Raw genomic sequence first — 26,500 nt, 5'->3', positions numbered from 1 at the left:
GTCTTTATCGAGCGAATGCCGCGCACCTCCGCCACCTCACAACAAGTATGAATCGATATACTGAGCAAAGAATGATATTCGCCAGTAGTCCTGTTTATCCTTCCGGTGAGGAGGACGGCCAAGGAGAGCGTTATTCGGCTACCCGAGAAAAACAAAAACCACATCCCATGAGGATGTGGTTTTTAAATTACGCGAAGATGAACCCTATCTGTGTTAAAACCTCAATCTGCCGCCAAATATAGAACCTCGTACTTATTGCTGTTTGTATAGAAATTAACTTTTCATCCTTCTCCGAAGCAGCATTGCCGTTATCGTAACGGCAATAATGACGATTCCGGTTGCTATTAATAGAACGGCTATTCCGGCAACCCTTTGATCGCTAAAATAGCGGAATAGCCAGGAATGTGCTCCTTCTTCGGCGGCTGGTTGCAAAATCCGGTCGACAAGCGGCCCCATAACAGCGAATGATACGACAGCGGAAGCTAAATTAATTTGGTACAGGAAGGCGAAAACTCTACCTTGTAACGCCGGAGGCACTATCGATTGAAAATGGGAATTTAACAACGCATTGGTGGCTGGTAGCGGAATCATGAGCACAAATAATGTTACGCCACGCCATATCGGACCAGTTGCCCATCCGAAAGCGATAAACATAAGCCCCGTCAGCAGATAACCCGTCATTAACGTTGTAATCCGGTTCCGGAAACCGCTTATCAAGGCTACGATAAGCGCACCCGCGAATGCGCCGGCATTCATGCATGTGAGGACAAACGACACACCCCAACCGATATTCCCCGAAGAACCCGATACGTAGGGAACGACCATATCCAGAGTTCCATTTAACAGAAAGGTGATTACACCAATATATACGGCCAGGCCAATTAATCGATGCCGAAACAGGAATACGATGCCCTCGAAAACGTCCCGAAGACCTCCTGCAGCTTGAACTTCGTTAAGCTCTTTTCTCGACTCATCCGGCAACCTCACTGACAATAAGAAAACCGCAGATGCGACAAAGGTACATGCGTCGACGAGGGCAATGCCTGTTATCCCGAGCGGATGATAAAGCAGACTTACACATGCAGGCGCAATAATACCTGCAAGCGGAAATACCATTTCTTTAATTCCGTTAACCCGGTCCCGCTTCTCCTCGCTCGCTAACATAGCGGTTACCGTTTGCGAAGCCGGCGCTTGGAACATAGCGCATATTCCTTGAGAAAAGACGACCACGTACAATAACGGCAGACTAAAAAAGCCAATCCAGAAGCTGCACATTAATAATAGGCTCCCGACCGCTTGCCCCGCATCACTTAGCAATAGCACAACCCGTTTCGGAAGCCGGTCCACCCAAATCCCGGCCAGGCTTCCGGCGAGCATGGCCGGAAGTTCGTTAAATAAAGATATCCATAAAATCGGCGTAGTTTGATGCGTTGAATGATAAAGCCAAATCCCAATCGACATGGATGTCATTCGGGTGCCGAGCAACGATAAACCCTGCACGCCCATCAACAAATAAAGAATGCGCAATCCGCTCATCTCCCGTCGTCTCTTCTTACCGATGCCGTATAAGCCATGCACAGCCAAAGAAACCTGCCCGAACGGACAAGTTTGCTCTTACCGTGCACAGACGCCATACCATTCGGTTAGTTGAGAGTGAGGAGCAGCATGCTGCAGATTCTCCTTTATAATCCCGAATCTTACGCTATAATCATACCTCCGAGGATTTGTCCATGTGAATAGACGGAAGCGAAACACAAAAACCACATCCTCATGCGGATGTGGTTTGAATGCAGAAGAATCACTTCATACGTGCAGTTATCGTAAGCTATATCCCTTAATCAAATCGATTCGCTTCAGGATCCTCCGTATCATAACCGAAGGCATCAAGCGCCGGCCATAGTTCAGGGGCAATGGGGTAATTCGCGAGATCCACCGTCTGAGCGATCCGATCCGGCTTGCTCATGCCGACGACCGTGCTGGTAATTCGCGGGTCGCGAAGCGAGAATTGAAGAGCAGCAGCGGCCAATGGGACATTAAATTCCTGGCACACTTTGGCGAACGAACGCGCTCTTTCCAAGACGATTGGCGAAGCTTCGCTATAGGCATAGCGGGCGTATGCGTCCGGACCTTTGGCCAATATGCCGCTGCCATACGGAGCAGCGTTAATGACGGCGACGCCCATACGGCTCGCGACTTCAAGCAAAGATTCGGCGGATCGATTAAGCAGCGTATACCGATTATGGGTCTCCACAGCGCTGAATGCTCCCGTTTCTACGTATCGAATAAGCATATCGATCGGTCCGCCGGATATGCCGATATGATCGATGACTCCTTCTTCTTGAAACTTTTGCAATACCGCTAACGGCCCGCCGGATCCCATGACATTTTCAAAGGTGGTATGTTCAGGATCATGGATATACACGTACTGCAGACGGTTCAGTCCCAATCGTTCAAGACTCTCTTCGACGGAACGTTTGATCTGCTCGCCGCTGAAGTCGCCGGTCGCAAAGTCACGATCGGCTTTGGTAGCCAACACGTATCCTTCCGGAAGTCCGCCATTCGCTTGAATGGCTTTGCCGATCCGCCGCTCGCTCTCACCGAAGCCGTAGGATGCAGCCGTATCCAGAAAATTAATCGGGCTTTCAAAAGCGGTACGCAGCGTTATCAATGCTTGTTCTTCCGACGTGCTGTATTGAAAGGTTTCCGGCATATCCCCGAGCGGGGCGGCTCCCAAACATAGCGGCGTTACGAGCAGGCCGGTATTGCCAAGCGGCCGTTTGGATAGAAGCGTGTTCAACATGGTTTAGACCTCGCTTTTCATAGATATCTGCTTTATAACGATACACCCAAGAAGCCCCGCGTCAATTGGAAATCGATATTTCCTTGCTTATAGAGTCGCGGCACATAGGCATGTTCCAACGTTTGTTTGCTGAGCTCGAGAATTTGATTCGGCCATAAGTTAGGCTCACCCGAGAGCATCAAGTCAACATCTTGTTGATGTTTCTGCTGCAAGGCTTGCCCTGACGTCATTTGCAGCATCGGGACAAAAGGATGCGTCTGCATCGGGCGATTGCCGATCAGCGCAATCACTAGTTCCACTCCTGTGGCGGCGAGGCCCGTGATCGTCTCCACCAAATGCGTCGTAGGAGTCTCCATAATGTGAAATCCGTTCAGTCGGGCATGTTCCCCATAAGCGATGGACGGCCGAACTTGAGGCGTTAACGATAGCTGCTCCCCGAATGCGGCAGCGGCAAGCAATCCGCTGTTCTCAGGTACGACCACCAAACCTCCTGCGCCGACAATCATCTTGGTCAGCGACGCCAACTGCTCGCCGGCATCGTCGGAAATGGCACCCTCGCTTACGATTCCGATACGCAGTCCTTCCAGGCCGACTGTCACTTTCTCCGCAGGCTCGGACGCGGCCAATCGATCGGAGAACCATGCTTCGACCTTCTCGCTTACTTTGGCTATTCCGCCGTCGAGCTGAATGCTGGCATACCCGAGCCGGCTCGCATCGACGCCGTGAACTTCCATCTGATGGCGCATATAATCGTTATGCGTTTTCTCGCAGCCATGCTCCAGCAGCAAACAATGCTCCACCATCGGATGCGTAATATAGCCGATCATCGTGCGGGCAAACAGCGACTCAGCTGTTCCTCCCGAGGCGCCGCAGCCCTCTGTATGTGCCAAAGAGACAATACCCGAGATATCGGGTTGCCCTGCTTTTTGCTCGTTCAGACGCTTTGTGATCATGTTAGCTACCTGTCCGGCACACAGACTGGTTGGCACAATCAGTCCGATTTTGTCGCTGGACCGGCGATCATGATGCCGCGTAAAGGTAAATTGGATCGCGTTAGCCGTCGTTGCGGCATCGTCTTGAATTTCTATCGGCGCTCCTGTCGGTATGGGAGCGTGCAGCAACGATTGCAGTTGGCTCGCATCGTTCTGCTGCCAGTTCCGCCAAATTTGCACCTGGGAGTGGCCCGCTTTCTCGCCTACGCTTCGCTGCCCGGAAGCAATTTGAATCGCCAATTCGAATACCTCTTCACCCAGCTCATCCATCGACTTGCCTTCCAGGTATTGACCCGCGTTTACATCCATGTCGTTCGACAGCAATTGGAAGCGGCGGGTTGTCGTGACCACCTTAACCGTCGGCACATACGGGAAATTAGTGATCGAACCATTTCCCGTCGTAAAGAATATCATGTTGCAGCCTGCGGCCACTTGTCCGGCGATGCTCTCCAAGTCATTGCCGGGGCTATCCATGAAATAATAGCCGCCTTCCTTCATGAGCTCCCCGTACTCGGTTGCAAAATCGATCCGCGTTGTCGGGTCTTTCTTCATCGCGGCGCCTATGGATTTGAGATAGATGTTGTACAAGCCGCGATACATGTTACCGCCGGACGGGTTACCTTCCGCGCTGGTGCCATGCCAAGAGGTGCGCTCCTTAAACCGGTCCAGAAGGTCCAGGAATTTGCGCGCTGTTTCCACGTTGCGTACCTTCGACAGGACGTACGGCTCCGCGCCGATCAATTCATCGGTTTCGGCCAGGCTGGCCGCACCGCCGTAACGCACCAACTCTTCTGAAATCCAGCCGAGCAGCGGATTCGCGGATACGCCGGAAAATGCGTCCGAACCTCCGCACTGCAGGCCGATTCGCAAGTGGCTGATGGATTCAGGCGTCCTCTGCATGGCATTGACCGTTGACAGCCAGCCCCGGACTACCGTTTCACCGTTAACCAGTTCCTCTTCGAAGGTACCCGTGAGTGATACGAATTTATGAAGCACTTCATCGATCGGGTAGCCGTGCTCGCGTGCGTAAGCCTCCACCATCACGTTCGTGATCGACTCATTACCATAATCGACGAGCAATACCGCGCCGACATTCGGGTTGACCATAAAACCGGCGAGCGTCCGCAGCAGCAGCTCCGCGTTATTCGGCGTCGAAGTACCGCCCTCCGTATGAGCCGCGGGAACGATTCCATCGATATTCGGATAGTTCTTGCACTCGCTTTGCATGCGTGCAGCAAGCTGCTTCACGTAACTGCCCGTGTGCGAGGTGGTGCCAAGCAGTACGATGTAGTTCCGCGTGCCGACCCCGCGATCTTCATGGCGTCGATATCCCATAAAGGTACGCGTCTCCGTATACGCCGGCGATGCCGGAGCCGGCCGGAAGTTCTCCTCGTCAAGGATATAAGGATGAACTTGATCCGCGAAATTAGGCTCAGGCGGCAGCGCGAATGCCAACTTGCGCACGCCGAGCGCTCCCAGTACGGTTTCGTTAATTACATAGTGGCCGGGTTGTACCGGCTTAAGCGCCACGCCGAAAGGCAATTGCCACGAAAGCAGCTCTTCGCCGGGAGCGATCGCTTGTACCGCGAATCGATGGCCTTCCATAACCGTGTAATCCAAGACGATGGATTGGCTGCCGTACTGAATGACCGTGCCGGCGTTCAGTTGGCGAATCGCAACGGCGCAATTATCCCCCGGCAAAGGAAGTCTGGCTACTTCTTCAAATTGATAAACGGTGTTCAACGAAGATCGGCTCCTTTATCGTAAAATGTCCACGTCATCCAAAAGATTATTTAGCGACGTTCATAGCATTTATCATCATCATGCAAGCGCATATAATATATCAAATTATACCACTTACGAGAGACGGTGTGTCTTAGCCATTTGAAGTATTTTGTGCGAATTTTACGGTTGCTGCGATGATCGCGCGTTGAAACTCCCCATCCGGCCTGCTGCTTGCACCCGCGCAACGCAAATGCGGCGATGGCCATAAAAAAATCCACAACCCATATGGTTGTGGATTTACTTGGCGTTATAGCAGCAAGTTACAAAGATCTTTCCGTCGTTCCTGCCATCATCTCTTTCACTGCATCCAGAATCGTACCGGACGATATGGCGAAACCCATGCCTTGAGCTTCGGAGTTGACTGCGGTATTCACTCCGATCACTTCACCCTTTGCGTTTAGCAGCGGTCCGCCCGAATTGCCGGGGTTAATCGAAGCGTCCGTTTGCAGAAGATGTTTGTATTGATGATCTTGACCATCCTCCCCCGTGACCGTAATCGGACGCTCTTTCGCGCTAAGCACGCCGATCGTCATCGTGTGATCCAAGCCGTATGGATTGCCGATCGCAACGACCCAATCGCCGATATTCGCTTGATTCGAGTCGCCGAAGCCTAGAGCCGGAAAATCTTTGCCGTCCGGGTTCTCAACCTTGAGCACCGCTAAATCCAGATCTTCGTTCGCGTTAACGACCTTGGCTTTAAGCGGCTCATCGTATCCGGGCACGGTGACTTTAAGCTCCGTGGCATCTGCAATGACGTGTTGGTTCGTCAGGATATAACCGTTCTTATTGAAAAAGAATCCGGACCCGGTACCCATCAGCACGGGGTCCGCGCTGCTTTGCGGCGACTGCTGCCGACTATCCGACCGAGCGCCGTTTCTGCCGAAGAGGTTGGGATTCGACTGATTGTTCTCCACTCCATAATTGGCAATCTCCACGACTGCAGGGTTCGCTTGCTCAAAAACCGAAGCGAAGTTCTCAGTACAGGATTGGAGCGAAGCGGTCGTTACTCCGGCATCGGACGAATTCGAGTTGCCATTCGAAACGACCGTCTGGACTACATTGGCCGTCTCTCCGCCGAACAAGCTCATTCGATCGGACATGTAGGTTAGCCCGCCAACCACTATTGCGCCGACAAGAAAAGCTGCCAGAATCGATTTAGAAGACGCTCGTCTGCGTCGATTGGCGCCGTCTCCCTGAGCACCTTGTTCCTCATTAGCCGCGATTGCTTCGTCATACACCCTCTGTAAGGCAGTCACCTTTTTCGAAGAATCATAGCGATATATGGTTAGTCCTTCGCTGGTATTATGTTCAGGTTTCATTCCCTTGTTCTCATCCATTAGAATCATCCTCCTGTGCTCTTGATGACTCTATTATGCAGGCCGATCCTAAAATGAATCTTAAAACTACCTGAAAGGTTCCTAAGAATCTTCAGAGCCATTAAAAAGCAAAAACCACATCCTCATGCGGATGTGGTTTTACATTTGGTGGAGGCGAGGGGATTTGAACCCCTGTCCGAAGACAACGCCACACAGGCTTCTACGGGTGTAGTCACAGTTTTGATGTCACCCGAGCAGCGCCCCGTAACCGGCTCTGCGTTGGGTCAGCCTGATTATCTTCTTCCGTCGACCCCAGGCGGAGACCGAAGCGGCGTATCCCACTATATGTGAGCCCCTATCCCAGTCACATGGGCGATGCTGAGGAGGAGCACGCTAACAGGTTATTAAGCTGCTAAAGCGTAGTTGTTTTGTGATTTGCCGTTTAATAGGCTTTAGCGTTGATGAAGTGGACGCGTCCCCACTACCCGCAACCCATGCTCGAACTATCCCCGTCGAATCCATAAACGCCCCCAATGTCGCATAAACGGCCCCATACGTTCCGTTTAGCAGGTAAGACGCTCTGTCGACTGGTCCCGCCTAACGTTCAGGCAGGCTCAACGTACTTGAGCATGTAAAACGATACTTCGTTCGTTGCTTACTTAGTATAACACAGGTGCCGACTTCGTGAAGGCATGTCTTGCTGGAAGAGTTGGCGATGTTCAACCATTGCATCCAGTCAGCCATCCGAGCATCTATCTGGCAACCTTCTGTTTCTCACGCAATGCACGTTGAATATCCCGCTGTGCATCCTTCTTCGCCGCCGATTCACGCTTATCGTACTGCTTCTTCCCTTTACCAAGGCCGAGCAGCAGCTTCGCGTAACCGTTGCGAACATAAATCTTAAGCGGTACGATCGCATAGCCATCTTGCTTGGACAACCCAAGCAGCTTATGAATCTGTACCTTGTGCATCAATAGCTTGCGCGTCCGAGTCGGATCATCCGGATTGCTTCGGTTCCCTTGCTCGAAAGGACTGATGTGCAAATTGTGAATGAAAATCTCGCCGTTACGAATGGTGGCAAATGCATCGCCAATGTTGGCCCGTCCCATCCGAAGCGACTTAATTTCGCTTCCCATCAACACCATGCCCGCTTCAAAGGTATCCTCGATGAAATAGTCATGGGAAGCCTTCTTATTCTGTGCGAGCTGTTTCCCGTCACTCTTCTTCGCCACTTCTATCCCACCTCTCCGGTAATAAACGGACTCCTAACCATTGCAGTCAGGAGTCCATTGTAACAACTTTACAGATTGAAATCAAGATTTGGTAAAAGCAAGCTCGAACCGCGTCCTACAAGCGTTTCTTCCGCACAAATGCGGCTGTCGAGTTACCGTTTTTTTTCTTCTTGCGCGACTTCGCCCCGCTGCTGCCTTCACCTGTACTACCAGTGCCGCCCGCATTAGGTGCCGGCGTTGCCTGAGCAGACTCGCCGCTGGCCGGTTTCTTGCGGCGCGAGCCGGTTCCCCCAGCTGCGCTGCCGCCGCTGCCGCCGCCACTGCGGGAAGACCCGCCGCGACCGGAGCCGGATGAACGACCGCCAAATCCGCGGTCCCCGCCGCCGGAACGTCCTCGGCCGCCGCCATCGCGACCGCGTGAACGGTAAGCATCCGGATCTTCGCCGTTATCCTTGAGCGACCCTGCGTTCAGAATCGGCAAGCCCCACATATCGGTGCGGACTGCTTTGCGCTTACCGTCACCGGATTCGCCGCCACTCCTTGCACCGCTATCCGTACCGAGAATCCGATCGAGGTTGAAATCATCCTCCGGCTTCCATGCGCGCGCATCGCCTTCGCGACGCACCGGCGCGACTCCCGCGCCTTGCGTCGCCGCTCCGCCGCTGCGCCCGGCTTCGCCGCCGCGGCCCTTGCGCCGGCGCCCGCCGCGCTCGCTGCCGCCGCGCTCCTGCGCCTGCGGCGCTCCCGCTCCGCTGCGCGTCGCGCCCGGCTCCGCCGCCGCAGCGCCTCCGCGCCGCTGGCCGCGTCCGCGCGGCCCAACGGCCGCTTCGCGCGCCGCCGCCGCGCTACCGCCGCCGCGCTGCGCGCCGCTGCCACCTCCGCGGCCCTCGCGCGCGCCTGCGCCTCCGCGCCCGCTGGCGCTGCGCTGCGCGGCTGCACCGCCACGCTCGCGGCCTCCGCCGCCGCTGCGCGAACCGCGGCCGGCTCCGCTGCGGCCGCCAAACCCATACTCGCGCGCACGGTCGGCACCGTCTGCGCTCTTATTCTCGAGCATCCCAAAATCAATGGTATGCTCATCCATGTTCACCCGCTCCACGCGGATGCGCACCTCATCGCCGATGCGGAACGTCTTCGACGTCCGTTCGCCGATCAGCAGCATGTGCTGCTCGTGGAAGTGATAATAATCGTCCGAGAGCTCGCTCAAACGAATGAGCCCTTCGACCGTATTAGGCAGCTCCACGAAGATGCCGAAGCTCGTCACGCTGCTGATGATGCCGTCGAATTCCTCGCCGACCTTATCCAGCATGTACTCGCATTTCTTCAGCTTCTCCGTGTCGCGCTCCGCTTCGACGGCGAGACGTTCCCGCTCCGACGACTGCTGCGCGATATCCGGCATCCGCGCGGTCAGCGCTTCCTGACGGGCATCCGTCAGCGTGCCGCCGTTCTCGAAGACTTCGCGCATGACGCGGTGGATAACAAGATCGGGATAACGCCGAATCGGCGACGTGAAGTGCGAATAGAACTCGGCGGCAAGGCCGAAGTGGCCGAGACTTTCCGCATCGTACTTCGCCTGCTTCATCGAACGCAGCATCACCGTCGAAATAACCGTTTGCTCCTTCGAGCCGCGCACATCTTCAAGCAAGGTCTGCAGCGCGCGCGGATGAATGACGCTTCCGCCTTTGCCTTTAATCGTATACCCGAAGTTAGCCGCAAACTGCACGAAATGCAGCAGCTTCTCTTGATCCGGATTATCATGCGTCCGGTACAGGAACGGCACCTTCAGCCAATAGAAATGCTCCGCGACCGTTTCGTTAGCCGCAAGCATGAACTCTTCGATAATCGACTCCGCAATGGAGCGTTCGCGTTTCACGATGTCGATCGCTTTGCCATCGCTGTCCACAATGACCTTCGACTCGATGAAGTCAAAATCAATCGCGCCCCGCTTCATCCGCATGCCGCGCAAGCGCATCGCAAGCTCTTCCATCAGTTTGAACGTCGGCACCAGGTCGGCATAACGCTCCATAACCTCGGGATCTTCGTCGGCCACGATTTTGCGTACGTTCGTATACGTCATCCGCTCTTTCGTGCGAATCACGCTCGTGAACACATCATGGCGCACGCGCTTAAGCGTCGCTGCATCGAACTCCATCTCGCAGGAGAGCGTCAACCGGTCCACCTTCGGATTCAACGAACAGATCCCGTTCGACAATCGGTGGGGCAGCATCGGAATAACGCGGTCAACCAAGTACACGCTGCATCCGCGGCGGTACGCTTCTTGGTCCAGCGCCGAGTTTTCCTTCACATAATAGCCGACATCGGCAATATGAACGCCCAGCACAAAGTTTCCGTTCTCCAGCCGTTCTACATTGACCGCATCATCAAGGTCCTTGGCGTCCTCACCGTCAATGGTCACGATGACCTTATCGCGCAGATCGCGGCGGCCTTGACGTACAATCTCATCCTCCGTGATCGAATCCGGCGCCGCTTCGGCTTCCGCCATCACGTCATCAGGGAAGCTCTCGGGCAGCTGATGCTTCCGAATGATGGACAGAATATCGATGCCCGGGTCATCCTTATGACCAAGCACCTCAATGATCTCGCCTTCCGCAGCCGAACGGCCTTCCGGATAGGAGACGATGCGCACGACGACCTTTTGTCCGGTTACCGCACCTTTGAATTGACCTTGTGGAATAAAAATATCCCGATTAATCCGTTTATCATCGGGCAGTACGAAACCGTACGACTCATGATGATCAAATGTTCCGACAATTTGCGTGACGGCACGCTCGATGATCTTCACGACTTCGCCTTCCATGCGACCGCCGGATGCGCTCTTCGAAGTGATGCGCAGGAGCACGATATCGCCGTTCATCGCACTCTTCAAATCGTTGGCGTTGATGTAAACATCGCCATGTCCCTTGTCCTCAGGGATCAAGAAAGCAAAACCTTTCGCATGCGCCTGTACTCGTCCGCGCACCAAATTCATCCGCTCCGGAAGCCCGTAGCGGTCGCTGGAATTCCGTACGATCTTGCCCTCATTCTCCAGCTCATTCAAGACTACCAGGAAATTGCGGAACGATGCCGCGTCTCCCTCTCCGCCCAGCTGCTTATCTAGCTCTTGGTAGGTCATCGGCTTGTACGCCTGCTCACGCATAAACTCCAGCAGCTGCTGCTCTGTTACCATAACTTCTCACCTCATACTCATGTACCGCGATGCCGTCAATCCCATTGATGCTGAAATCCGAACGATCCAGAAGTTCGTTCAAACCAATCAGCGTTTATGCAGCAGTCGGTTGATAGATTGCCATATACTATATAGTATACACGAAAGGTATGGCCACCATCCGCGCCAGCCTGGCAAAAACAACAATTTTCGCCTGATGCATGTACTCAGTAAACTTTTTCCAGTTTGGATAAGCAACAAAAAAAGCGAGCCCTAAGCCCGCTTTCCGTACATCTTATTTCATTACGCCTTAACTAGGTACGCAACAATCAGAGCAGTAATGAAGAAGCCTGCTGCGACTGCAATTGTCATACGCTGTAAAAACAGGTCTAAGCCGCGTGCTTTTGTCTTACCGAACAGGTGCTCAGCACCGCCGGAAATAGCACCCGACAACCCAGCGCTCTTCCCTTTTTGCAAAAGTACAACTGAGATCAGAGCCAAGGAGAAAATGATAAGCAAAATTTTAAAAGTGATTTCCATAGTTCCACCTCCTGCGCACAAGGAGCAAATTTAAAGTTTGCCGTGCCTTGCCTAAGGAGACAAGACCTAGAAACAGCAATATTATTGTATCATAGCAAGGTGGCTAATACAAGCTAACAGATTTTGTCCTTCTGCCAGCGGATCTCCTCGTTGAACGGCAGGAACGTGAACTGCTCCTTCTTCCAATAGTACTGCAGCTCCTCGCGTGTCCAGCCTTCGTACAATTCATCCCACTCGAATGGTCCATGCGGCAGCAGCGATGCGTTCTCGATCGGCTGGCTGACAGGTTGGAAACGTAAATCAAGCGATAACCGCACCCGTCCCGGGATGGTGTTGGCGAGCGCCTTATGCACCGTTAAGCTGTGGAAAATCAAAATGTCTCCCGCTTCATAGTCCGTCTCCGCCCACTCATAACCAAGCCCGCACAGGATTGACTCCAATCCTCCGGCACCGGGATTCGCTGTAACGCCTAACAATCCCGTATCATGACTGCCTTCAAGTACCGACAAACCGCCAAGAGCTTTAGGCACGTCGCCAACCGGAGCCCAGCAGGTCCACGTATTGTAGCTGCCTTGAATATGGAGAAAATCCTGATGCGGCGGCGTCACGTTCAGCTTGTCGCTCGGCAGCATGATGCGGGCAATGTTACGGGGATGCGGGAAGGTGCGTTCTCCGAACAATGTGTCGAACAACCCGATAAGCTTGGGATGATGAGCCACAGCGTGGAAGGATTCCAGCTTCTGCACCTTATGATAGACCTGCTGCGTCGTTCCGATTCCATTCCAGTTCAGCTCTTCGACCGTCATTCCGTCAATGAGCGGCTGATTGCCAATCCCCTCAAGCAGCGGCGCTGCAGGGTCCAGCAAACCTTCTTCCTGCAGGACATTCAGCATCTGCCCCCGAAGCGCTGTCACTTCTTCTCGAGTGAAGAAGTGTTTAAAGAACAAATACCCTTTCTTCTCCGCTTCACGTCTCAGTTCCTCAGGTGCCGCCAGTAAAGGTGTCGCATCTTCAAAAGACCGTGTTGCCGGTTTAATCGCCGGATCCATCGCCATCCCGCCCTTTCATCCCACTAGGAATTTGTCGATTGTCGACTTTATAATTCCATTATATGCTTAGGTGAAAGCGGTGTATTTGCTTGCACCCGATGACTTTTTAACTCTGAACGATATTCTGACCGCAAAGGGAGGCAGCTATCATGAACAACGATCACTTGCCCGCAATTAGCTGGCAGTCGCTCCAGCCTGCCGTGTGGTATGCCAATAAACTGCAGTGTCTGCCGGGCTTTTCCTTCGGTCCAAGGGTCATCGACGAGCATCAGTTTATTTTCGTTGCTGCCGGTCGTGGAACGGCCTTCATTCAAGGGGAACCTTATGATGCTCACCCTGGGAACTTGTTTTACTACGGCCCGGATACGGTGCATCACTTCATTGCCGATGAGGCTGCTCCGTTTCTCTTATACGGCTTGCATTTCAGCTGGGAAGAACATATCGCCTCCGGGAGAAGCTCCGGGATTAAGATTCGCGACACCGCCAAATTCGACCCGGCTCAAGATTCTAAACAGGATAACCGAATGCTGGTTGGGAATGCCGCGCAATCGGAGGACTGCCTCTTGTTTCAAGATATGCGGCAGCTATCCATTGAACGGTTCGAGCCCCGCTTCGCCCGTCTGGCAGAATGCTACAGTGCCGAATCGCGAGCTTATACAGCTCCGCTTCTTCGCGGACTTCTACTGGAGCTGCTGGCTGCCATGAAGCAAGAGGAGCTTCGCACAAGCAGCAGTCAGCAGCCGTTATCCCCTATCATTAGCGCAATCGCAGCCAAATGCGACGAGCATGCACGCGAACGCTATAACCACAATTGGCTTGGACAGTGGAGCTCCTACCATCCGGATCATATTGCAAGACTCTTCCGCGCACAGCTGGGAACAACCCCTTACGATTATTTCATGAGCCGTAAGCTGGCGCTTGCCAAGGAACTGCTCGCCCATTCCGAGCTCTCGCTCCTTACCATCGCCGATGAGCTTCAAGCCGGTTCCATCCACAACTTTACGAAATGGTTTAAACAGCACACCGGTGTGCCTCCGGGCCAATTCCGCAAGCTTTCTCGGTTTATTTAGCACCATGCCAAAAAAGGCTCCGCAGTCCCCTAAACGGGAACCGCAGAGCCTTTCTCATTGATCGCTTATAGATAGCCGTTCTCGCGGAAGAAATCAAGGCTGATCTTCGCGCTCTCCAGCGACGAAGAAACGAACTGCTCTTGTTCCACGAAAATGTATTGAATGCCCGATTGCTCGGCCACATCCAGAACGCCTTTCAAATTCACGATCCCTTTGCCCACCTCGGTGTCGCTGCGGCCTTGGCCAAAATCTTTAAAGTGCGCCAAAGGCAAACGGCCCGCATAACGGTTTGCATAATCGACCGGATTCTGTCCGCCCATGTGTACCCAGCCGAAATCAAATTCAGCTATGAGGTATTCTGCAGGGACTTTCTCCAGCAGCAGGTCAATGACCGGCTTGCCGTCCACCAGCTTGAATTCGAAATCATGATTATGATAGCCGTAGATAAGTCCCGCTTCCGATACTTGCTTACCGGCTGCAGCCAGAATGTCTGCAAGCTTGTTCACATCTTCTGCCGTCGGGTTCTCAGGCAGCGGCGCCCATGGCGTCACGATATATTGAAGGCCGATTTCTTTGGCGTATTCAATTTGCTTTGCCAGATCGGCTTCGATTTTCTCAGGCTCACCGAAGTTAAGACCAACATGCGCTGAAGGCGCTTGCAAATTAAGCTCGTCCAACAAGGCTTTCAATTCCTTCGCAGGAGTGTTGAAGTAGCCTGCAAATTCTACTGCTTTATAGCCCATTTCCGCTACTTTGCGAATCGTACCGATGAAATCCTTCTCCGTTTGATCACGAAGCGTATACAACTGTAAGCCAACAACCGGTTTAGCCAATGCTTCCACCTCATAGCTCTATAGTTTTTTGTTCGTCTTTTCCTGCTCTTTCCAACACAAAAGGGAGAGCAACAGGTCTTGCGCCCTGTCATCTCTCCCTAATTATAGCGAATGCCTAGGTTGAAACTACCTCACCTTTTGGGACACTCTTATGTCATTTTGGCTTTAGGCCTTTTTCCTTATCGACTTATTTAAAGTTTTTAAGGTTGTAAAATGCGCTTTTGCCTGCGTATTGTGCAGTCGAACCCAATTGATCTTCAATGCGAAGCAATTGGTTGTATTTCGCAACGCGGTCCGTACGGGACGGAGCGCCTGTTTTGATTTGGCCTGCATTTGTCGCTACTGCGATGTCTGCAATTGTGCTGTCTTCGGACTCACCGGAACGGTGGGAGATTACAGCTGTGTAGCCAGCGCGTTTTGCCATTTCGATGGCATCGAATGTTTCAGTCAAGGAACCGATTTGGTTTACTTTAACCAAGATGGAGTTACCTACGCCTTTATCGATACCGTCGGACAGACGCTCTGTGTTCGTTACGAACAGGTCATCGCCAACGAGTTGGACTTTGCCGCCCAATTTGTCAGTGAGCAATTTCCAACCTTCCCAATCGTCTTCGGAACAGCCGTCTTCGATTGTGATGATTGGGTACTTCTCAACCCACGAAGCAAGCAGGTCCACGAACTCAGCGGAAGTGAACGAGCGGCCTTCGCCTTCAAGGTGGTATTTGCCGTCTTTATAGAACTCAGTGGAAGCAACGTCCATACCGAGGAATACGTCAACGCCCGGCTTGTAGCCTGCGCGCTCGATAGCGGAGATGATTGTCGTGATTGCTTCTTCGTTGGAACCAAGGTTCGGTGCGAAACCGCCTTCGTCGCCTACTGCTGTGTTCAGGCCTTTATCTTTCAGAACCGATTTCAGGTTGTGGAAGATTTCAGTACCGATGCGAAGCGCTTCTTTGAAGCTTTCTGCGCCAACCGGCAGAACCATGAACTCTTGAACGTCGATGTTGTTGTCAGCGTGCTCGCCGCCGTTAACGATGTTCATCATTGGAACCGGCAGTGTTTTCGCGTTGAATCCGCCAAGGTATGTGTAAAGAGGTACATCAAGCGCGTCAGCTGCTGCGCGTGCACAAGCCATGGATACGGCAAGAATTGCGTTGGCACCCAATTTGCCTTTGTTGTGCGTGCCGTCAAGCTGGATCATTTTACGGTCGATCAATACTTGATCAAGCGAATCCAGACCGATGATTTCAGGAGCGATGATTGTGTTTACGTTCTCTACAGCTGTCAGAACGCCTTTACCGAGGTAACGGGATTTGTCGCCGTCACGAAGCTCAACAGCCTCGTAAGCGCCTGTGGAAGCACCGGATGGAACGATTGCGCGGCCTTTGCCGCCGGACTCCAGCATAACCTCAACTTCAACGGTAGGGTTACCGCGGGAATCAAGTACTTCGCGTGCATAAACGTCAGTAATGATAGACATGTTCGAAAACACTCCTTTAATTTTGATTGATTCTTATACCCATTTATCGACATTAATCATTAAACGCATGAATGAATATAGTAAACGAGCCTAGACATTTTTTCAGTTCCCGTTCCTAACCTTGCACTAGCGATGTTCCTGTCATCTCGGCCGGCTTCGGAAGACCTGCAAGAGACAGAATCGTCGGCGCGATATCCGCGAGGATGCCGCCTTCACGAAGAGGTCCAACTTGCTTCGTGACGATGAATGGAACCGGATTTGTCGTATGGGCTGTGAACGGACGACCGTTCTCATCAATCACCATATCAGCATTGCCGTGGTCAGCCGTAATCAGACATACGCCGCCTTTAGCCAGCACCGCTTCCACTACTTGACCCAGACACTCGTCAGTCGCTTCAACCGCTTTGATCGTCGGCTCAAGCATACCGGAGTGACCCACCATATCCGGGTTTGCGAAGTTCAAGATGATCACATCTTGACGCTCTGCTTCGATTTCTTTCACTGCTGCAGCCGCTACTTCATACGCGCTCATTTCCGGTTGAAGATCGTAAGTGGCTACCTTCGGAGAAGGAATCAGAATACGCGTCTCGCCCGGAAGCTCTGCGTCACGACCGCCGCTGAAGAAGAACGTAACATGCGGGTACTTCTCTGTCTCTGCGATGCGAAGCTGACGCTTCCCATTCTGCACGAGCACCTCACCCAGCGTGTTATCGAGATTCTTCGGCTTATACGCAACGAAACCGCCAACGGTTTCACTGAATAGTGTCAAACAGACAAAATACAGATTCTCCGGCGCTTTCGGACCGCGGTCAAAACCACGGAAGTCGCTGTTTGTAAACACTTGCGACAGCTGAATCGCACGGTCAGGACGAAAGTTGAAGAAAATAACCGCATCTTCGGACTCCACGACGCCAACCGGGCTGCCGTCTTCTTTCACGATCACAGTCGGCATGACGAACTCGTCATAGACTGATTTCTCATAGGATTCCACAACGGCTTGGATCGGATCCGTATATTGCGGGCCATCTCCGTAAACCATTGCGCGGTACGATTTCTCGGTCCGCTCCCAGCGTTTATCACGATCCATCGCGTAGTAACGACCTTGTACAGTCGCAATTTTGCCTACGCCGATTTCTGCGATTTTGGCTGTTAATTGCTCGAGGTACCCCTTCGCGCTGTCCGGCGATACGTCGCGGCCGTCCAAGAACGCATGGATGTATACTTCCTCGATTTCTTCCTTCTTCGCAAGCTCAAGCAGTGCAAACAAGTGAGCAATATGGCTGTGTACGCCGCCGTCAGACAGCAGGCCGTACAAATGCAGCTTCTTGCCGCTTTCCTTCACGTGACGGATGGCGCCCATCAACGTCTCGTTGTCGAAGAATTCACCGTCGCGGATCGACTTGCTGATGCGTGTCAGGTCTTGATAGACGACGCGGCCTGCGCCGATGTTCAAATGGCCAACTTCGGAGTTGCCCATTTGTCCTTCCGGCAAGCCTACCGCCTCTCCGCACGCCGTTAATGTCGTGTGCGGATAGGAATTCCAGTAGCGGTCGTAATTGGGTTTATTCGCTTGTGCAACCGCATTGCCGGTAACATCGTTGCGCAAACCGAATCCGTCCAAAATAATGAGTGCAACCGGAGCTGTCATCTTACTTCGCCCCCTCGACAAGTGCGATGAAGGAAGCAGGCTCTAAGCTTGCACCGCCAACCAAAGCGCCGTCGATATTGGATTGACCCAGATATTCGCTTACGTTGTTCGGTTTTACGCTGCCGCCGTATTGAATGCGAACGGCGTTAGCCGTTGCTGCATCGTACAGTCCGGCGATAACATCGCGGATGAACGCGATCACGTCTTCTGCATCAGCCGAAGTCGAGGATTTTCCTGTACCGATCGCCCAGATAGGCTCATACGCAACAACTACTTCTGCAGCTTGTGCAGCGGACAGACCTTGGAAAGCTGCTTCCGTTTGAACTTTACAAACCGATTTGGTTTGCTCTGCTTCGCGCTCTTCCAGCTTCTCGCCTACGCAAACGATTGGCGTCAGGCCGTGTTTGAATGCAGCATGAACTTTCTTATTTACAATCTCATCGGATTCCGCAAAATATGCGCGGCGCTCCGAGTGACCGATAATCACATATTGAACGCCGAGGTCTTTCAGCATAACGCCACTGATTTCGCCCGTGAATGCGCCGTTGTCCTCGAAGTGGACGTTTTGTGCGCCGATCGCGATTGAAGTTCCTTTAGCCGCTTCTGCAAGCGCAGGCAGTGTTGTGAATGGCGCGCAGATGACCGTTTCTACACCGTCAACCTCTGCTTTGCCTTTAACGTCTGCGAAGAATGCAGTCGCTTCAGAAACCGTTTTGAACATTTTCCAGTTGCCTGCAATAATTGGTTTACGCATCGTTATTCGCCCCTTATCCTTACTTATCGTTCAGTGCAACAACGCCCGGAAGCGCCTTGCCTTCCATGAATTCCAGCGATGCGCCGCCGCCCGTGGAGATGTGGTCCATCTTGTCAGCCAGACCGAACTTCTCAGCAGCCGCCGCGGAATCGCCGCCGCCGATAACGGTGTAAGCCGCTGTATCTGCGCAAGCCGCTGCAACGGCACGTGTACCGTGGGAGAATGGCTCGATTTCAAATACGCCCATCGGCCCGTTCCATACAACCAGCTTGGAGTTCTTGATTACATCCGCATACAGCTCACGCGTTTTCGGTCCGATGTCGATGCCTTCCCATTCAGCCGGGATGCCGTCAACATCAACGATTTTCGTGTTTGCTTTTGCGCTGAACTCGTCTGTTACAACAATATCAACCGGCAGCAGGAACTGCTTGCCCATCGATTTGGCTTTCTCGATAAACTCAAGCGCCAGGTCAAGCTTGGAGTTGTCGCAGAGCGATTGGCCGATTTCATGGCCTTGTGCTTTGAAGAACGTATAGGAAAGACCGCCGCCGATGATGATGTTATCTGCGATTTCGATCATTTTGTTGATCACGTCGATTTTATCTTTTACTTTAGAACCGCCTACGATCGCCGTGAACGGACGCTCTGGTTTCAAGAGTGCGCGGCCCAGCACGTCCAGCTCTTTCTCCATCAGAAGACCGGATACAGCCGGCAGATAGTGTGCGATGCCTTCAGTCGATGCATGAGCGCGGTGAGCAGCGCCGAAAGCATCATTTACGAACAGATCCGCCAACTCGGCAAAAGCTTTCGCCAATTCCGGATCGTTCTTCTCTTCACCCTCGTAGAAACGAACGTTCTCCAGCAAGAGCACGTCGCCTTCATTAAGAGCAGCTACCTGTGCTTTAACAGATTCGCCGACAGCTTCGTCTGTTTTAACAACCGGCTTGCCGAGCAATTGCGACAAACGAATGCCGGCTTCAGTCAGACGCATGCCTTCAACGACTTGACCTTTTGGACGTCCCAGGTGGCTCGCCAAAATCACTTTCGCACCGTTCTCGATCAGATACTTGATGGTAGGCAGCGTCTCGCGAATACGCGTATCATCCGTAATCGCACCGTTCTCCATTGGTACGTTAAAATCCACACGAACAAATACACGTTTACCGGCTACTTCAACGTCACGCACACTCTTCTTGTTCATTAGTGAAATCCTCCCGGGAACCCCATGATAAAGGTCTTAAGTATATTTAAATTCTCCGCTTGCTATCCATCCCGCAGTCTGTTGCGGGTTTATATCTATATATGTTTGCTCTAGTTTCCCGCAGGGAAACCGGCTCTTAGCAGGTTGCAACGGGCAACCGCTTCTAAAACGAGCATCAGCTTCCCAAAGGGAAGCGCCGATGCGTTAAGTCTCTTGAACTTGAACTCTGAGTTAGGGAGCGCCGCATGAAAGCTTACGATCCCGAGTTCCGCTTAATGAAGCGGAACTCAATGGTCGTATGGCGAGCACCCGCAAACTATCGCGAAGGAGCTGCCACAAGCAGCTCCTTCGACAAATATTGGGTGTCCAGAGGGGGACCCTCGGAATCCCCTTTTTAAGGGGGACTTAGGGGGATCGTCCTTCTAGGGGGATGTCTTACAGACCTTTGGAAGCGATGTAAGCAGCAAGGTCAACTACACGGTTGGAGTAGCCCCACTCGTTGTCGTACCAAGAAATCACTTTTACCATGTTGCCTTCAACAACCATAGTCGACAAAGCGTCGATTGTGGAGGAAGCCGGGTCGCTGTTGTAGTCGCTCGATACAAGCGGCTCATCGGAGTAGTTCATGATGCCTTTAAGGGAAGTTTCAGCTGCATCTTTCAATGCTGCGTTTACTTCGTCAACCGTTACGTTAACTTTCAATTCAGCAACCAGGTCAGTTACGGAAACGTTTGGCGTAGGAACACGCATAGCCATACCGTTCAGTTTGCCTTTCAACTCAGGCAGTACAAGGGATACTGCTTTAGCAGCGCCTGTGGAAGAAGGAATGATGTTTTCTGCAGCGGCGCGAGCACGGCGCAGGTCTTTATGTGGAACGTCCAATACGGATTGATCGTTAGTGTACGAGTGAATTGTAGTCATCATACCTTTTACGATACCGAACTTGTCGTTGATTACTTTAGCGAATGGAGCAAGGCAGTTCGTTGTGCAAGATGCGTTGGAGATGATTGTGTGAGCGGAAGCATCGTATTTATCTTCGTTAACGCCCATTACGATTGTGATGTCTTCGTTAGTAGCAGGAGCGGAGATGATAACTTTCTTCGCGCCGCCTTTCAAGTGAAGCTCGGCTTTCTCTTTCGCTGTGAAAATACCTGTGGATTCAACAACGATTTCAGCGCCTACGGAAGCCCATGGAAGGTTCTCAGGGTTACGTTCAGCAAAAACCTTGATTTCACGGCCATTTACGATCAGCGCGCCTTCTTTAGCTTCTACAGTACCTTCAAGCTTGCCATGAGTAGTGTCATATTTAAGCAGGTGAGCCAAAGTATTTGTGTCTGTCAAATCGTTAACAGCCACCACTTGTACATTCGGGTTGTTCAATGCTGCGCGGAACACGTTACGGCCGATACGACCAAATCCGTTAATACCAACTTTTACCATTTTAGTTTCCTCCTAGGCATAATTTCATTTATCTCAAGACGAGGCGTTGGACACCGGTTTCCGGCGGTCCACTCGTCAAGATCACAACACTTATTCTTCCTGATCGATGATCGCTGCGATTTCAAGGGCAGCTGCCTCGTCGGTGACGAGTACATCATCATGTCCAAAGCGCATCACTGCTGCGATTGCTTCACCTTTACTGCGGCCGCCCGCAATCGCGATGACAACCTCAGTATCCATAATGTCTTCGATTCGAAGACCTGCAGTGAGCATCTTATGAACGACAGAACCGCTTCGGTCAAAATAGTACCCGAATGATTCCGCAAGCGCTCCTTCTGCCTTGAGTGCGTCGACAACTGCCGCATCCACGCGTCTGCGACGAGCCATTACCATAGCGTCCCCGATCCCGTGAATGACGATGCGGGCTTTGCGAATAACTTCCACAATCTCCCTCACGTTAGGTTCCTGCATCAAGGAGGTGTACGCTTCCTCGCCCAAGTGATCCGGTACATGGAGCATCCGGTATTGCGCACCTGTTCGCTTAGCCATTGTCGAAACAATCGTATTAGCTTGGTAGTCCAAGCTTTCGCCAAGTCCGCCACGCGCCGGTACGAACCAATTGCCTTTGAGCGGTGTTTGCACAGTCAGCTGATTGGCGACTTGCGCCAATGTCGATCCGCCGGTTACGGCAACGACATCGTCGTTCTTCATCGCTTTGCTCAGCACCGCGCATCCTGCTCGGCCCAGCTCCCGCTTGGTGTGAGGGGAAGCATCGGAATCGCCGGAGACGATAACAACCTGCTTTAAACCAAAATGCTTGCGAATTCTCTCTTCCAGCTCCGACAATCCGAACATCGCTTTGTAGAAAGGCTCCATATCCTCAAGCAGCCGTTTGCCTGCATCACTGATCCGCATTCCTGCAGCATCAATGAGGAGAAGCTCCTGTGCTTTGAGAAAATCCGTTTCCGCGCGCAGCACCCGCTCTGTCATATCGAGTGAAGCTGCCAACGTGCGCCGACCGATCATATCCGAGAGCATGACCTGACGGAGAATAAGATACCTTTTCCTCATGACGATCAGTAAGTCTGGCAGAAGCTGCTGCTGTATTTCGATGAGAGATTGCATCTTCCAACATCAACTCCTGTTGCAGAGAGAGGCTTTCATATCTCTTAGGACATTGGCAGGGACGCTTTTCGTCCCATATGCTCATTTTAAGTCCCACACCTATTGTAACCCAAACTGAAGACAGGGGCAAGATCAGTTTGCCTAATGAAACCGTTTACTGACACGATTTGCACAAAATTAATTTATCTAATGATCTTGCTTTTCTTTCCTTAATCACATATACTTATCTTCGCTGTCACTTTGCGCCCGTGGTCCAATGGATATGACGTAGGCCTCCGGAGCCTGAGATCGAGGTTCAATTCCTCGCGGGCGCGCCATTATATCAATAATGAACGACTCATAATGAAGGACCTTCCGATTGATCGGAGGGTCCTTCTTCATGTTCCGGGCAGAAAGCTCACCTCAAACAGCATCCCCAATTCTGCGCGAATGTAACCTTCATTTCTGTCTGCTTAGCTTGTTTGCAGATAATTTGACCATCTTTGACTTTTAATTCGTAATCCGTTATGATGAATTTATTAGCAGTTCAACAATCGAGGGTGCTATTACCGCTCCGACTGCTGCATCTGTGTTTCACCACTATCTGAATGTTCTAGAGGAGGGACTTACGATGAGTTTCGTACCAATGGTTATCGAATCGAACAACCGCGGCGAACGCGCATACGACATTTACTCCCGTTTGCTGAAGGATCGAATTGTATTCCTAGGCACGCCTGTCAACGATATGGTGGCTAACTCCATTATCGCGCAGCTATTGTTCCTTGCAGCCGACGATCCGGATAAGGACATCTCGCTTTACATCAACAGCCCTGGCGGTTCGGTCTCTGCAGGTCTCGCCATTTTCGATACGATGAATTTCATTAAACCGTCTGTTTCCACCATTTGCGTGGGCATGGCCGCTTCGATGGGCGCATTCTTGCTTGCAGCCGGTGCCAAGGGCAAGCGTTACGCGCTTCCGAACAGCGAAGTGATGATTCATCAGCCGCTTGGCGGCGCGCAAGGTCAAGCAAGCGATATCGAGATCCGTGCGAAGCACATCTTGAAGACTCGCGATACGCTGAACCGGATTTTGGTGGAGAATACCGGTCAAACGCTCGAGAAGATCGAGCGCGACACCGACCGCGATTACTTCATGTCCGCTGCAGAAGCGGCAGCTTACGGCCTCGTCGACAAGGTAATCGAGAAATTGTAAGCCATCATGTATTAAACTAAGAAAGAGCGTTAATCCTTCGCGGGATTAACGCTCTTTTTATCTTTCACGACCTCTTGATTACCACAGTTCACTTGGTCTGTCAATGACAATTTGAAGCGCTGAATGGGTGCGGACTGCTCCATAAAATCATGATAAGATGTACTAAATGATTCCATATCCACCGTCACTTAGGTTACGTTTCGGAAATCTAATATAAACGGAGTTGCACACGCATGAAACTTACGAACCCATTCGCAAGCGTGCGAAATTTCATTCGATCCAGTGATTCTGGCAGCGTCTACACTTCCTACACGCCATCGTATGAGCCTAATTTTCAGCATGCCCCAACGGACACAGATAATCAACATCTCTTCTTGCCTATGCAGGACAAGTCTCTCCTGTTGCGTCCACTTAGCGATACTCACTTAATTGAAGTGTATCATGAAGCCAGAGCGATGCGCTTATCCGAAGAGTTTATTGCACTGATTGAACATGCTATTGAGCAGCGCGGTTTGTCCACTGCCGATGATCGCAAATCATTAGCCTAACCCGCCTTGCAGACAGCATTACTGCCAGTTCAACATATAAGGCAGACCCTTCTCCGGCCGGAGAGTGGTCTGCCTTATTTTTTTGCTAATCAACTGCCGTGTTGTTATTGCATTTCATAGACGACTGTAACATCCGCAGATACATTAATGACACCGGTTTGCACACTCGTTACCGCTTTATCTGCCATTCCTGCCGCTTCCGGAGCCATCTGATCACGTCCATAATAAATCGGCCCGCTGTTCATGCCATTTTGCGAGATGCTGATGACTTCCTTCACTTGCTTGCCAGCCGCTTTCGCAAGCGCTGCCGCTTTTGCTTTGGCGTTCGTCATCGCTTTCTCAAGCGCTTGAATTTCATATTGCTCTTGCTTCTCTGTATTGAACTGAATTCCGTCTACCCGGTTAGCGCCATTCGCGGATAGATCATCCAGCAATTTGCCGATGCCGCCCAAGTCGCGCGTTGTAATTTGAATGTTATGCACGGACAGGTAACCTTTGATTTTGCTTGTACCGTCTTTGCTGTTGTATTCATATTCCGGTTGCACATAGAATCCTACCGTCTTCACATCCTTGGCATTCATCTTGTACGTATCGAACAGCACTTTCTTCAAGCCTGCGAACTGCGTCGCATTCTTTGACTGTGCTTCCTTTGCCGTAGCCGCACGCGCTTCTACCGCCACGCTTAGGTACGCCACATCCGGTGCCGCTTCCAGCTTGCCTGTTCCCGCTACCGTAATCGTGCTTTTCTGTACAATGGTCCCATTATCCACCGCATACACCTCATTGCTGCCATGACCGCTTGCCCCAAACATTGCCCCAACGCCAACCGCCAGTGCCAGTACAGGTACCATCAGCCATTTGGATTTACACTTCACCATCACGTTCAGCCCCCTTCAATCTTCATATTTGGTTCTATCTACTCAGACGCTGTGCTCTAATGCTTTGTTGCGCTATCCAGCCAAAAAATGGTCCAAAAAATAGAAAAAACCCCCAATAGGGAGCTTCTTCGAGTCGTTTATGTCTGATTATTGGTTTTCAAGCTCTTCCTTGCTAACCAGGTTGACTAAAGCGGTTACAGCTTGATCGGCGTCGGAACCTTCCGCGCTTATTGTAACCTCAGTACCTGAGCTGATAGCGAGACTCATAATACCCATAATCGATTTTGCGTTCACTTTTTTATCGTCTTTCTCTACGAACACCTCGGAAGAAAACTTGTTCGCTTCCTGAACAAAAAGTGCGGCCGGTCTTGCATGAAGACCTGTCTTCAGTCGAACGACAACCGGATGCCTTGTCATGGAAACCTTACCCCCTATACGAAATTCAATCCTGCGATCATTTGCACCAAGTCATTTTACTCGCTATTATATCACTTTTCTAAAGTCTACACTAGCCTTCTGCTTAACCGTTCCTTAATTTTTCGGCCAACTCGTCGATTTTACGCAAACGGTGGTTCACACCGGACTTGCTCACCTTGCCCTTGAGCATTTCGCCGACTTCCGTTAAATTCAAATCCGGATGCAGCAGGCGTATATTCGCCACCTCGCGAAGCTTATCAGGCAATGTATCCAGCCCCACCTCGCGCTCGAGCAGCTTGATATTATCGATCTGCCTCACGGCCGCACCAATCGTTTTGTTCAAATTCGCCGTCTCGCAGTTGACGATACGGTTAACGGAATTTCGCATATCGCGCATGATGCGAACATCCTCGAATTTGAAGAGCGCTTGATGAGCACCGATGATGCTGAGAAGCTCGATAATTTTCTCGCCCTCTTTCATGTAGAAGATGAACCCTTTCTTACGTTCGATGCAGCGGGCATTCAATTCAAACTTATTCGCCAGCTCCACGAGCGCTTGACAGTGCTCTTCATACATAGTGGCTATCTCCAGGTGGTAGGACGATCCTTCCGGGTTATTTACGGAACCCCCGGCCAGGAACGCACCGCGCAAGTAGGAACGTTTGCAGCATGACTTGCGAATGATGTCCCTGTCGATGCCCTGATTAAACATAAAGCCCTCGGAGACAATTTTGAGATCACTCAATATCTCTTGCACTCTGGCCGGAATCCGCACGATATAGACGTTGTTCTTCTTCAATCTCATCTTCTTGCGAACGAGCAGCTCCGTATGAACGGCGAACTGTTTCTTGATGAGCGAATAGATCCGTCTGGCGATCGCCGCATTTTCCGTCGATATATCGAGTATTACCTTTCGGCTCGACAACGAAACCGAGCCGTTCATTCGAATCAGTGCAGAGAGCTCCGCCTTCTCACAGCACGGATCGGCTTCGATGAGCGTCAATTCTTTTTTGGTTTGTCCCGCAAAAGACAATGTA

21 protein-coding genes, 1 tRNA gene and 1 other RNA gene are annotated in these 26,500 nt (G+C 51.9%); 4 read left to right on the top strand and 19 right to left on the bottom strand.

The window, feature by feature from the left end:
* Nucleotides 1-273: 273 nt before the first annotated feature.
* The 9 genes from BM412_RS31435 to BM412_RS31395 form a co-directional block, all read right to left on the bottom strand.
* Complete coding sequence (locus tag BM412_RS31435; RefSeq protein WP_091225620.1) at nucleotides 274-1,536, bottom strand: MFS transporter; 1,263 nt, start codon at nucleotides 1,534-1,536, stop codon at nucleotides 274-276.
* A 298-nt stretch (nucleotides 1,537-1,834) separates the two neighbouring features.
* On the bottom strand, nucleotides 1,835-2,800 hold the full coding sequence (locus tag BM412_RS31430) for an aldo/keto reductase (RefSeq protein WP_091225619.1): 966 nt from the start codon (nucleotides 2,798-2,800) through the stop codon (nucleotides 1,835-1,837).
* Between the two features lie 32 nt (nucleotides 2,801-2,832).
* The gene (locus BM412_RS31425; protein ID WP_091225618.1) at nucleotides 2,833-5,535 is read right to left on the bottom strand and encodes a UxaA family hydrolase; all 2,703 of its coding nucleotides are present in this window, start codon (nucleotides 5,533-5,535) and stop codon (nucleotides 2,833-2,835) included.
* A gap of 302 nt (nucleotides 5,536-5,837) precedes the next feature.
* Nucleotides 5,838-6,914: a S1C family serine protease gene (locus BM412_RS31420; protein WP_177246172.1), complete on the bottom strand. Its 1,077-nt coding sequence runs from the start codon at nucleotides 6,912-6,914 to the stop codon at nucleotides 5,838-5,840.
* Between the two features lie 145 nt (nucleotides 6,915-7,059).
* Nucleotides 7,060-7,425, bottom strand: a transfer-messenger RNA (tmRNA) gene (ssrA, locus tag BM412_RS31415).
* Nucleotides 7,426-7,645: 220 nt separating this feature from the next.
* Nucleotides 7,646-8,125 (bottom strand): SsrA-binding protein SmpB, encoded by a 480-nt coding sequence (gene smpB, locus BM412_RS31410; RefSeq protein ID WP_091225616.1) that lies wholly within the window; start codon nucleotides 8,123-8,125, stop codon nucleotides 7,646-7,648.
* A 115-nt stretch (nucleotides 8,126-8,240) separates the two neighbouring features.
* A complete protein-coding gene (gene rnr, locus BM412_RS31405; RefSeq protein ID WP_091225615.1) occupies nucleotides 8,241-11,309 on the bottom strand; it encodes a ribonuclease R in 3,069 nt (1,022 codons plus the stop codon).
* Between the two features lie 282 nt (nucleotides 11,310-11,591).
* A complete protein-coding gene (gene secG / locus BM412_RS31400) occupies nucleotides 11,592-11,828 on the bottom strand; it encodes a preprotein translocase subunit SecG (protein WP_091225614.1) in 237 nt (78 codons plus the stop codon).
* Nucleotides 11,829-11,941: 113 nt separating this feature from the next.
* On the bottom strand, nucleotides 11,942-12,883 hold the full coding sequence (locus BM412_RS31395) for a phytanoyl-CoA dioxygenase family protein (RefSeq protein ID WP_091225613.1): 942 nt from the start codon (nucleotides 12,881-12,883) through the stop codon (nucleotides 11,942-11,944).
* Between the two features lie 143 nt (nucleotides 12,884-13,026).
* Here BM412_RS31395 and BM412_RS31390 point away from each other — a divergent pair, with 143 nt between their 5' ends.
* Nucleotides 13,027-13,947, top strand: coding sequence for an AraC family transcriptional regulator (locus BM412_RS31390; protein ID WP_091225612.1), 921 nt, complete (start codon nucleotides 13,027-13,029; stop codon nucleotides 13,945-13,947).
* Between the two features lie 65 nt (nucleotides 13,948-14,012).
* Here BM412_RS31390 and BM412_RS31385 read toward each other — a convergent pair whose 3' ends face one another.
* From BM412_RS31385 to BM412_RS31355, 7 genes are all read right to left on the bottom strand, one after another.
* Nucleotides 14,013-14,789 carry a sugar phosphate isomerase/epimerase family protein gene (locus tag BM412_RS31385; protein ID WP_256256685.1) on the bottom strand — a complete coding sequence of 259 codons (777 nt, stop codon included), beginning with the start codon at nucleotides 14,787-14,789 and terminating at the stop codon, nucleotides 14,013-14,015.
* 178 nt (nucleotides 14,790-14,967) lie between these two features.
* Nucleotides 14,968-16,260, bottom strand: a complete 1,293-nt coding sequence (eno, locus tag BM412_RS31380; RefSeq protein WP_091225610.1) for a phosphopyruvate hydratase — start codon at nucleotides 16,258-16,260, stop codon at nucleotides 14,968-14,970.
* A 115-nt stretch (nucleotides 16,261-16,375) separates the two neighbouring features.
* A complete protein-coding gene (gene gpmI, locus BM412_RS31375) occupies nucleotides 16,376-17,908 on the bottom strand; it encodes a 2,3-bisphosphoglycerate-independent phosphoglycerate mutase (RefSeq protein ID WP_091225609.1) in 1,533 nt (510 codons plus the stop codon).
* A gap of 1 nt (nucleotide 17,909) precedes the next feature.
* Nucleotides 17,910-18,662: a triose-phosphate isomerase gene (gene tpiA, locus BM412_RS31370; protein ID WP_091225608.1), complete on the bottom strand. Its 753-nt coding sequence runs from the start codon at nucleotides 18,660-18,662 to the stop codon at nucleotides 17,910-17,912.
* Nucleotides 18,663-18,681: 19 nt separating this feature from the next.
* The gene (pgk, locus tag BM412_RS31365) at nucleotides 18,682-19,863 is read right to left on the bottom strand and encodes a phosphoglycerate kinase (protein WP_091225607.1); all 1,182 of its coding nucleotides are present in this window, start codon (nucleotides 19,861-19,863) and stop codon (nucleotides 18,682-18,684) included.
* 435 nt (nucleotides 19,864-20,298) lie between these two features.
* Entirely contained in the window at nucleotides 20,299-21,303 is a 1,005-nt protein-coding gene (gene gap, locus BM412_RS31360) for a type I glyceraldehyde-3-phosphate dehydrogenase (protein WP_091225606.1), read from the bottom strand.
* 90 nt (nucleotides 21,304-21,393) lie between these two features.
* The gene (locus tag BM412_RS31355; RefSeq protein WP_091225605.1) at nucleotides 21,394-22,428 is read right to left on the bottom strand and encodes a sugar-binding transcriptional regulator; all 1,035 of its coding nucleotides are present in this window, start codon (nucleotides 22,426-22,428) and stop codon (nucleotides 21,394-21,396) included.
* A gap of 242 nt (nucleotides 22,429-22,670) precedes the next feature.
* On the opposite strand from BM412_RS31355, the gene BM412_RS31350 reads away from it, so the two are divergent.
* The 3 genes from BM412_RS31350 to BM412_RS32730 all read left to right on the top strand — a co-directional run bounded on the left by BM412_RS31350 (nucleotide 22,671) and on the right by BM412_RS32730 (nucleotide 24,168).
* Nucleotides 22,671-22,745 (top strand) — tRNA-Arg (locus BM412_RS31350).
* Between the two features lie 293 nt (nucleotides 22,746-23,038).
* A complete protein-coding gene (gene clpP / locus BM412_RS31345; protein WP_091225604.1) occupies nucleotides 23,039-23,620 on the top strand; it encodes an ATP-dependent Clp endopeptidase proteolytic subunit ClpP in 582 nt (193 codons plus the stop codon).
* 233 nt (nucleotides 23,621-23,853) lie between these two features.
* Nucleotides 23,854-24,168, top strand: a complete 315-nt coding sequence (locus tag BM412_RS32730) for a sporulation histidine kinase inhibitor Sda (protein ID WP_091225603.1) — start codon at nucleotides 23,854-23,856, stop codon at nucleotides 24,166-24,168.
* Between the two features lie 104 nt (nucleotides 24,169-24,272).
* On the opposite strand, the gene BM412_RS31335 is transcribed toward BM412_RS32730, so the two are convergent.
* From BM412_RS31335 to whiA, 3 genes are all read right to left on the bottom strand, one after another.
* Entirely contained in the window at nucleotides 24,273-25,046 is a 774-nt protein-coding gene (locus tag BM412_RS31335; protein ID WP_091225602.1) for an SIMPL domain-containing protein, read from the bottom strand.
* A gap of 147 nt (nucleotides 25,047-25,193) precedes the next feature.
* Nucleotides 25,194-25,463, bottom strand: coding sequence for an HPr family phosphocarrier protein (locus BM412_RS31330; RefSeq protein WP_090583454.1), 270 nt, complete (start codon nucleotides 25,461-25,463; stop codon nucleotides 25,194-25,196).
* A 103-nt stretch (nucleotides 25,464-25,566) separates the two neighbouring features.
* On the bottom strand, nucleotides 25,567-26,496 hold the full coding sequence (gene whiA / locus BM412_RS31325) for a DNA-binding protein WhiA (protein WP_091225601.1): 930 nt from the start codon (nucleotides 26,494-26,496) through the stop codon (nucleotides 25,567-25,569).
* Nucleotides 26,497-26,500 lie beyond the last annotated feature (4 nt).

Source organism: Paenibacillus sp. BC26 (genome assembly GCF_900116125.1).
In the GTDB taxonomy this organism is placed as follows: domain Bacteria; phylum Bacillota; class Bacilli; order Paenibacillales; family Paenibacillaceae; genus Paenibacillus_Z; species Paenibacillus_Z lignilyticus.
The sequence above is the reverse complement of the archived record's forward strand: the minus strand, read 5'-3'. Positions and strand labels throughout refer to the sequence as shown.

What these genes read in the sequence shown, in the direction of transcription:
- BM412_RS31330 (WP_090583454.1), bottom strand. Translation starts at nt 25,463, where the DNA reads ATGACAAGGCATCCGGTTGTCGTTCGACTGAAGACAGGTCTTCATGCA.
- BM412_RS31335 (WP_091225602.1), bottom strand. Translation starts at nt 25,046, where the DNA reads ATGGTGAAGTGTAAATCCAAATGGCTGATGGTACCTGTACTGGCACTG.
- BM412_RS31430 (WP_091225619.1), bottom strand. Translation starts at nt 2,800, where the DNA reads ATGTTGAACACGCTTCTATCCAAACGGCCGCTTGGCAATACCGGCCTG.
- BM412_RS31390 (WP_091225612.1), top strand. Translation starts at nt 13,027, where the DNA reads ATGAACAACGATCACTTGCCCGCAATTAGCTGGCAGTCGCTCCAGCCT.
- BM412_RS31355 (WP_091225605.1), bottom strand. Translation starts at nt 22,428, where the DNA reads ATGCAATCTCTCATCGAAATACAGCAGCAGCTTCTGCCAGACTTACTG.
- gpmI (WP_091225609.1), bottom strand. Translation starts at nt 17,908, where the DNA reads ATGACAGCTCCGGTTGCACTCATTATTTTGGACGGATTCGGTTTGCGC.
- gap (WP_091225606.1), bottom strand. Translation starts at nt 21,303, where the DNA reads ATGGTAAAAGTTGGTATTAACGGATTTGGTCGTATCGGCCGTAACGTG.
- BM412_RS31420 (WP_177246172.1), bottom strand. Translation starts at nt 6,914, where the DNA reads ATGGATGAGAACAAGGGAATGAAACCTGAACATAATACCAGCGAAGGA.
- clpP (WP_091225604.1), top strand. Translation starts at nt 23,039, where the DNA reads ATGAGTTTCGTACCAATGGTTATCGAATCGAACAACCGCGGCGAACGC.
- tpiA (WP_091225608.1), bottom strand. Translation starts at nt 18,662, where the DNA reads ATGCGTAAACCAATTATTGCAGGCAACTGGAAAATGTTCAAAACGGTT.
- BM412_RS31435 (WP_091225620.1), bottom strand. Translation starts at nt 1,536, where the DNA reads ATGAGCGGATTGCGCATTCTTTATTTGTTGATGGGCGTGCAGGGTTTA.
- BM412_RS31395 (WP_091225613.1), bottom strand. Translation starts at nt 12,883, where the DNA reads ATGGCGATGGATCCGGCGATTAAACCGGCAACACGGTCTTTTGAAGAT.
- eno (WP_091225610.1), bottom strand. Translation starts at nt 16,260, where the DNA reads ATGTCTATCATTACTGACGTTTATGCACGCGAAGTACTTGATTCCCGC.
- BM412_RS32730 (WP_091225603.1), top strand. Translation starts at nt 23,854, where the DNA reads ATGAAACTTACGAACCCATTCGCAAGCGTGCGAAATTTCATTCGATCC.
- secG (WP_091225614.1), bottom strand. Translation starts at nt 11,828, where the DNA reads ATGGAAATCACTTTTAAAATTTTGCTTATCATTTTCTCCTTGGCTCTG.
- rnr (WP_091225615.1), bottom strand. Translation starts at nt 11,309, where the DNA reads ATGGTAACAGAGCAGCAGCTGCTGGAGTTTATGCGTGAGCAGGCGTAC.
- pgk (WP_091225607.1), bottom strand. Translation starts at nt 19,863, where the DNA reads ATGAACAAGAAGAGTGTGCGTGACGTTGAAGTAGCCGGTAAACGTGTA.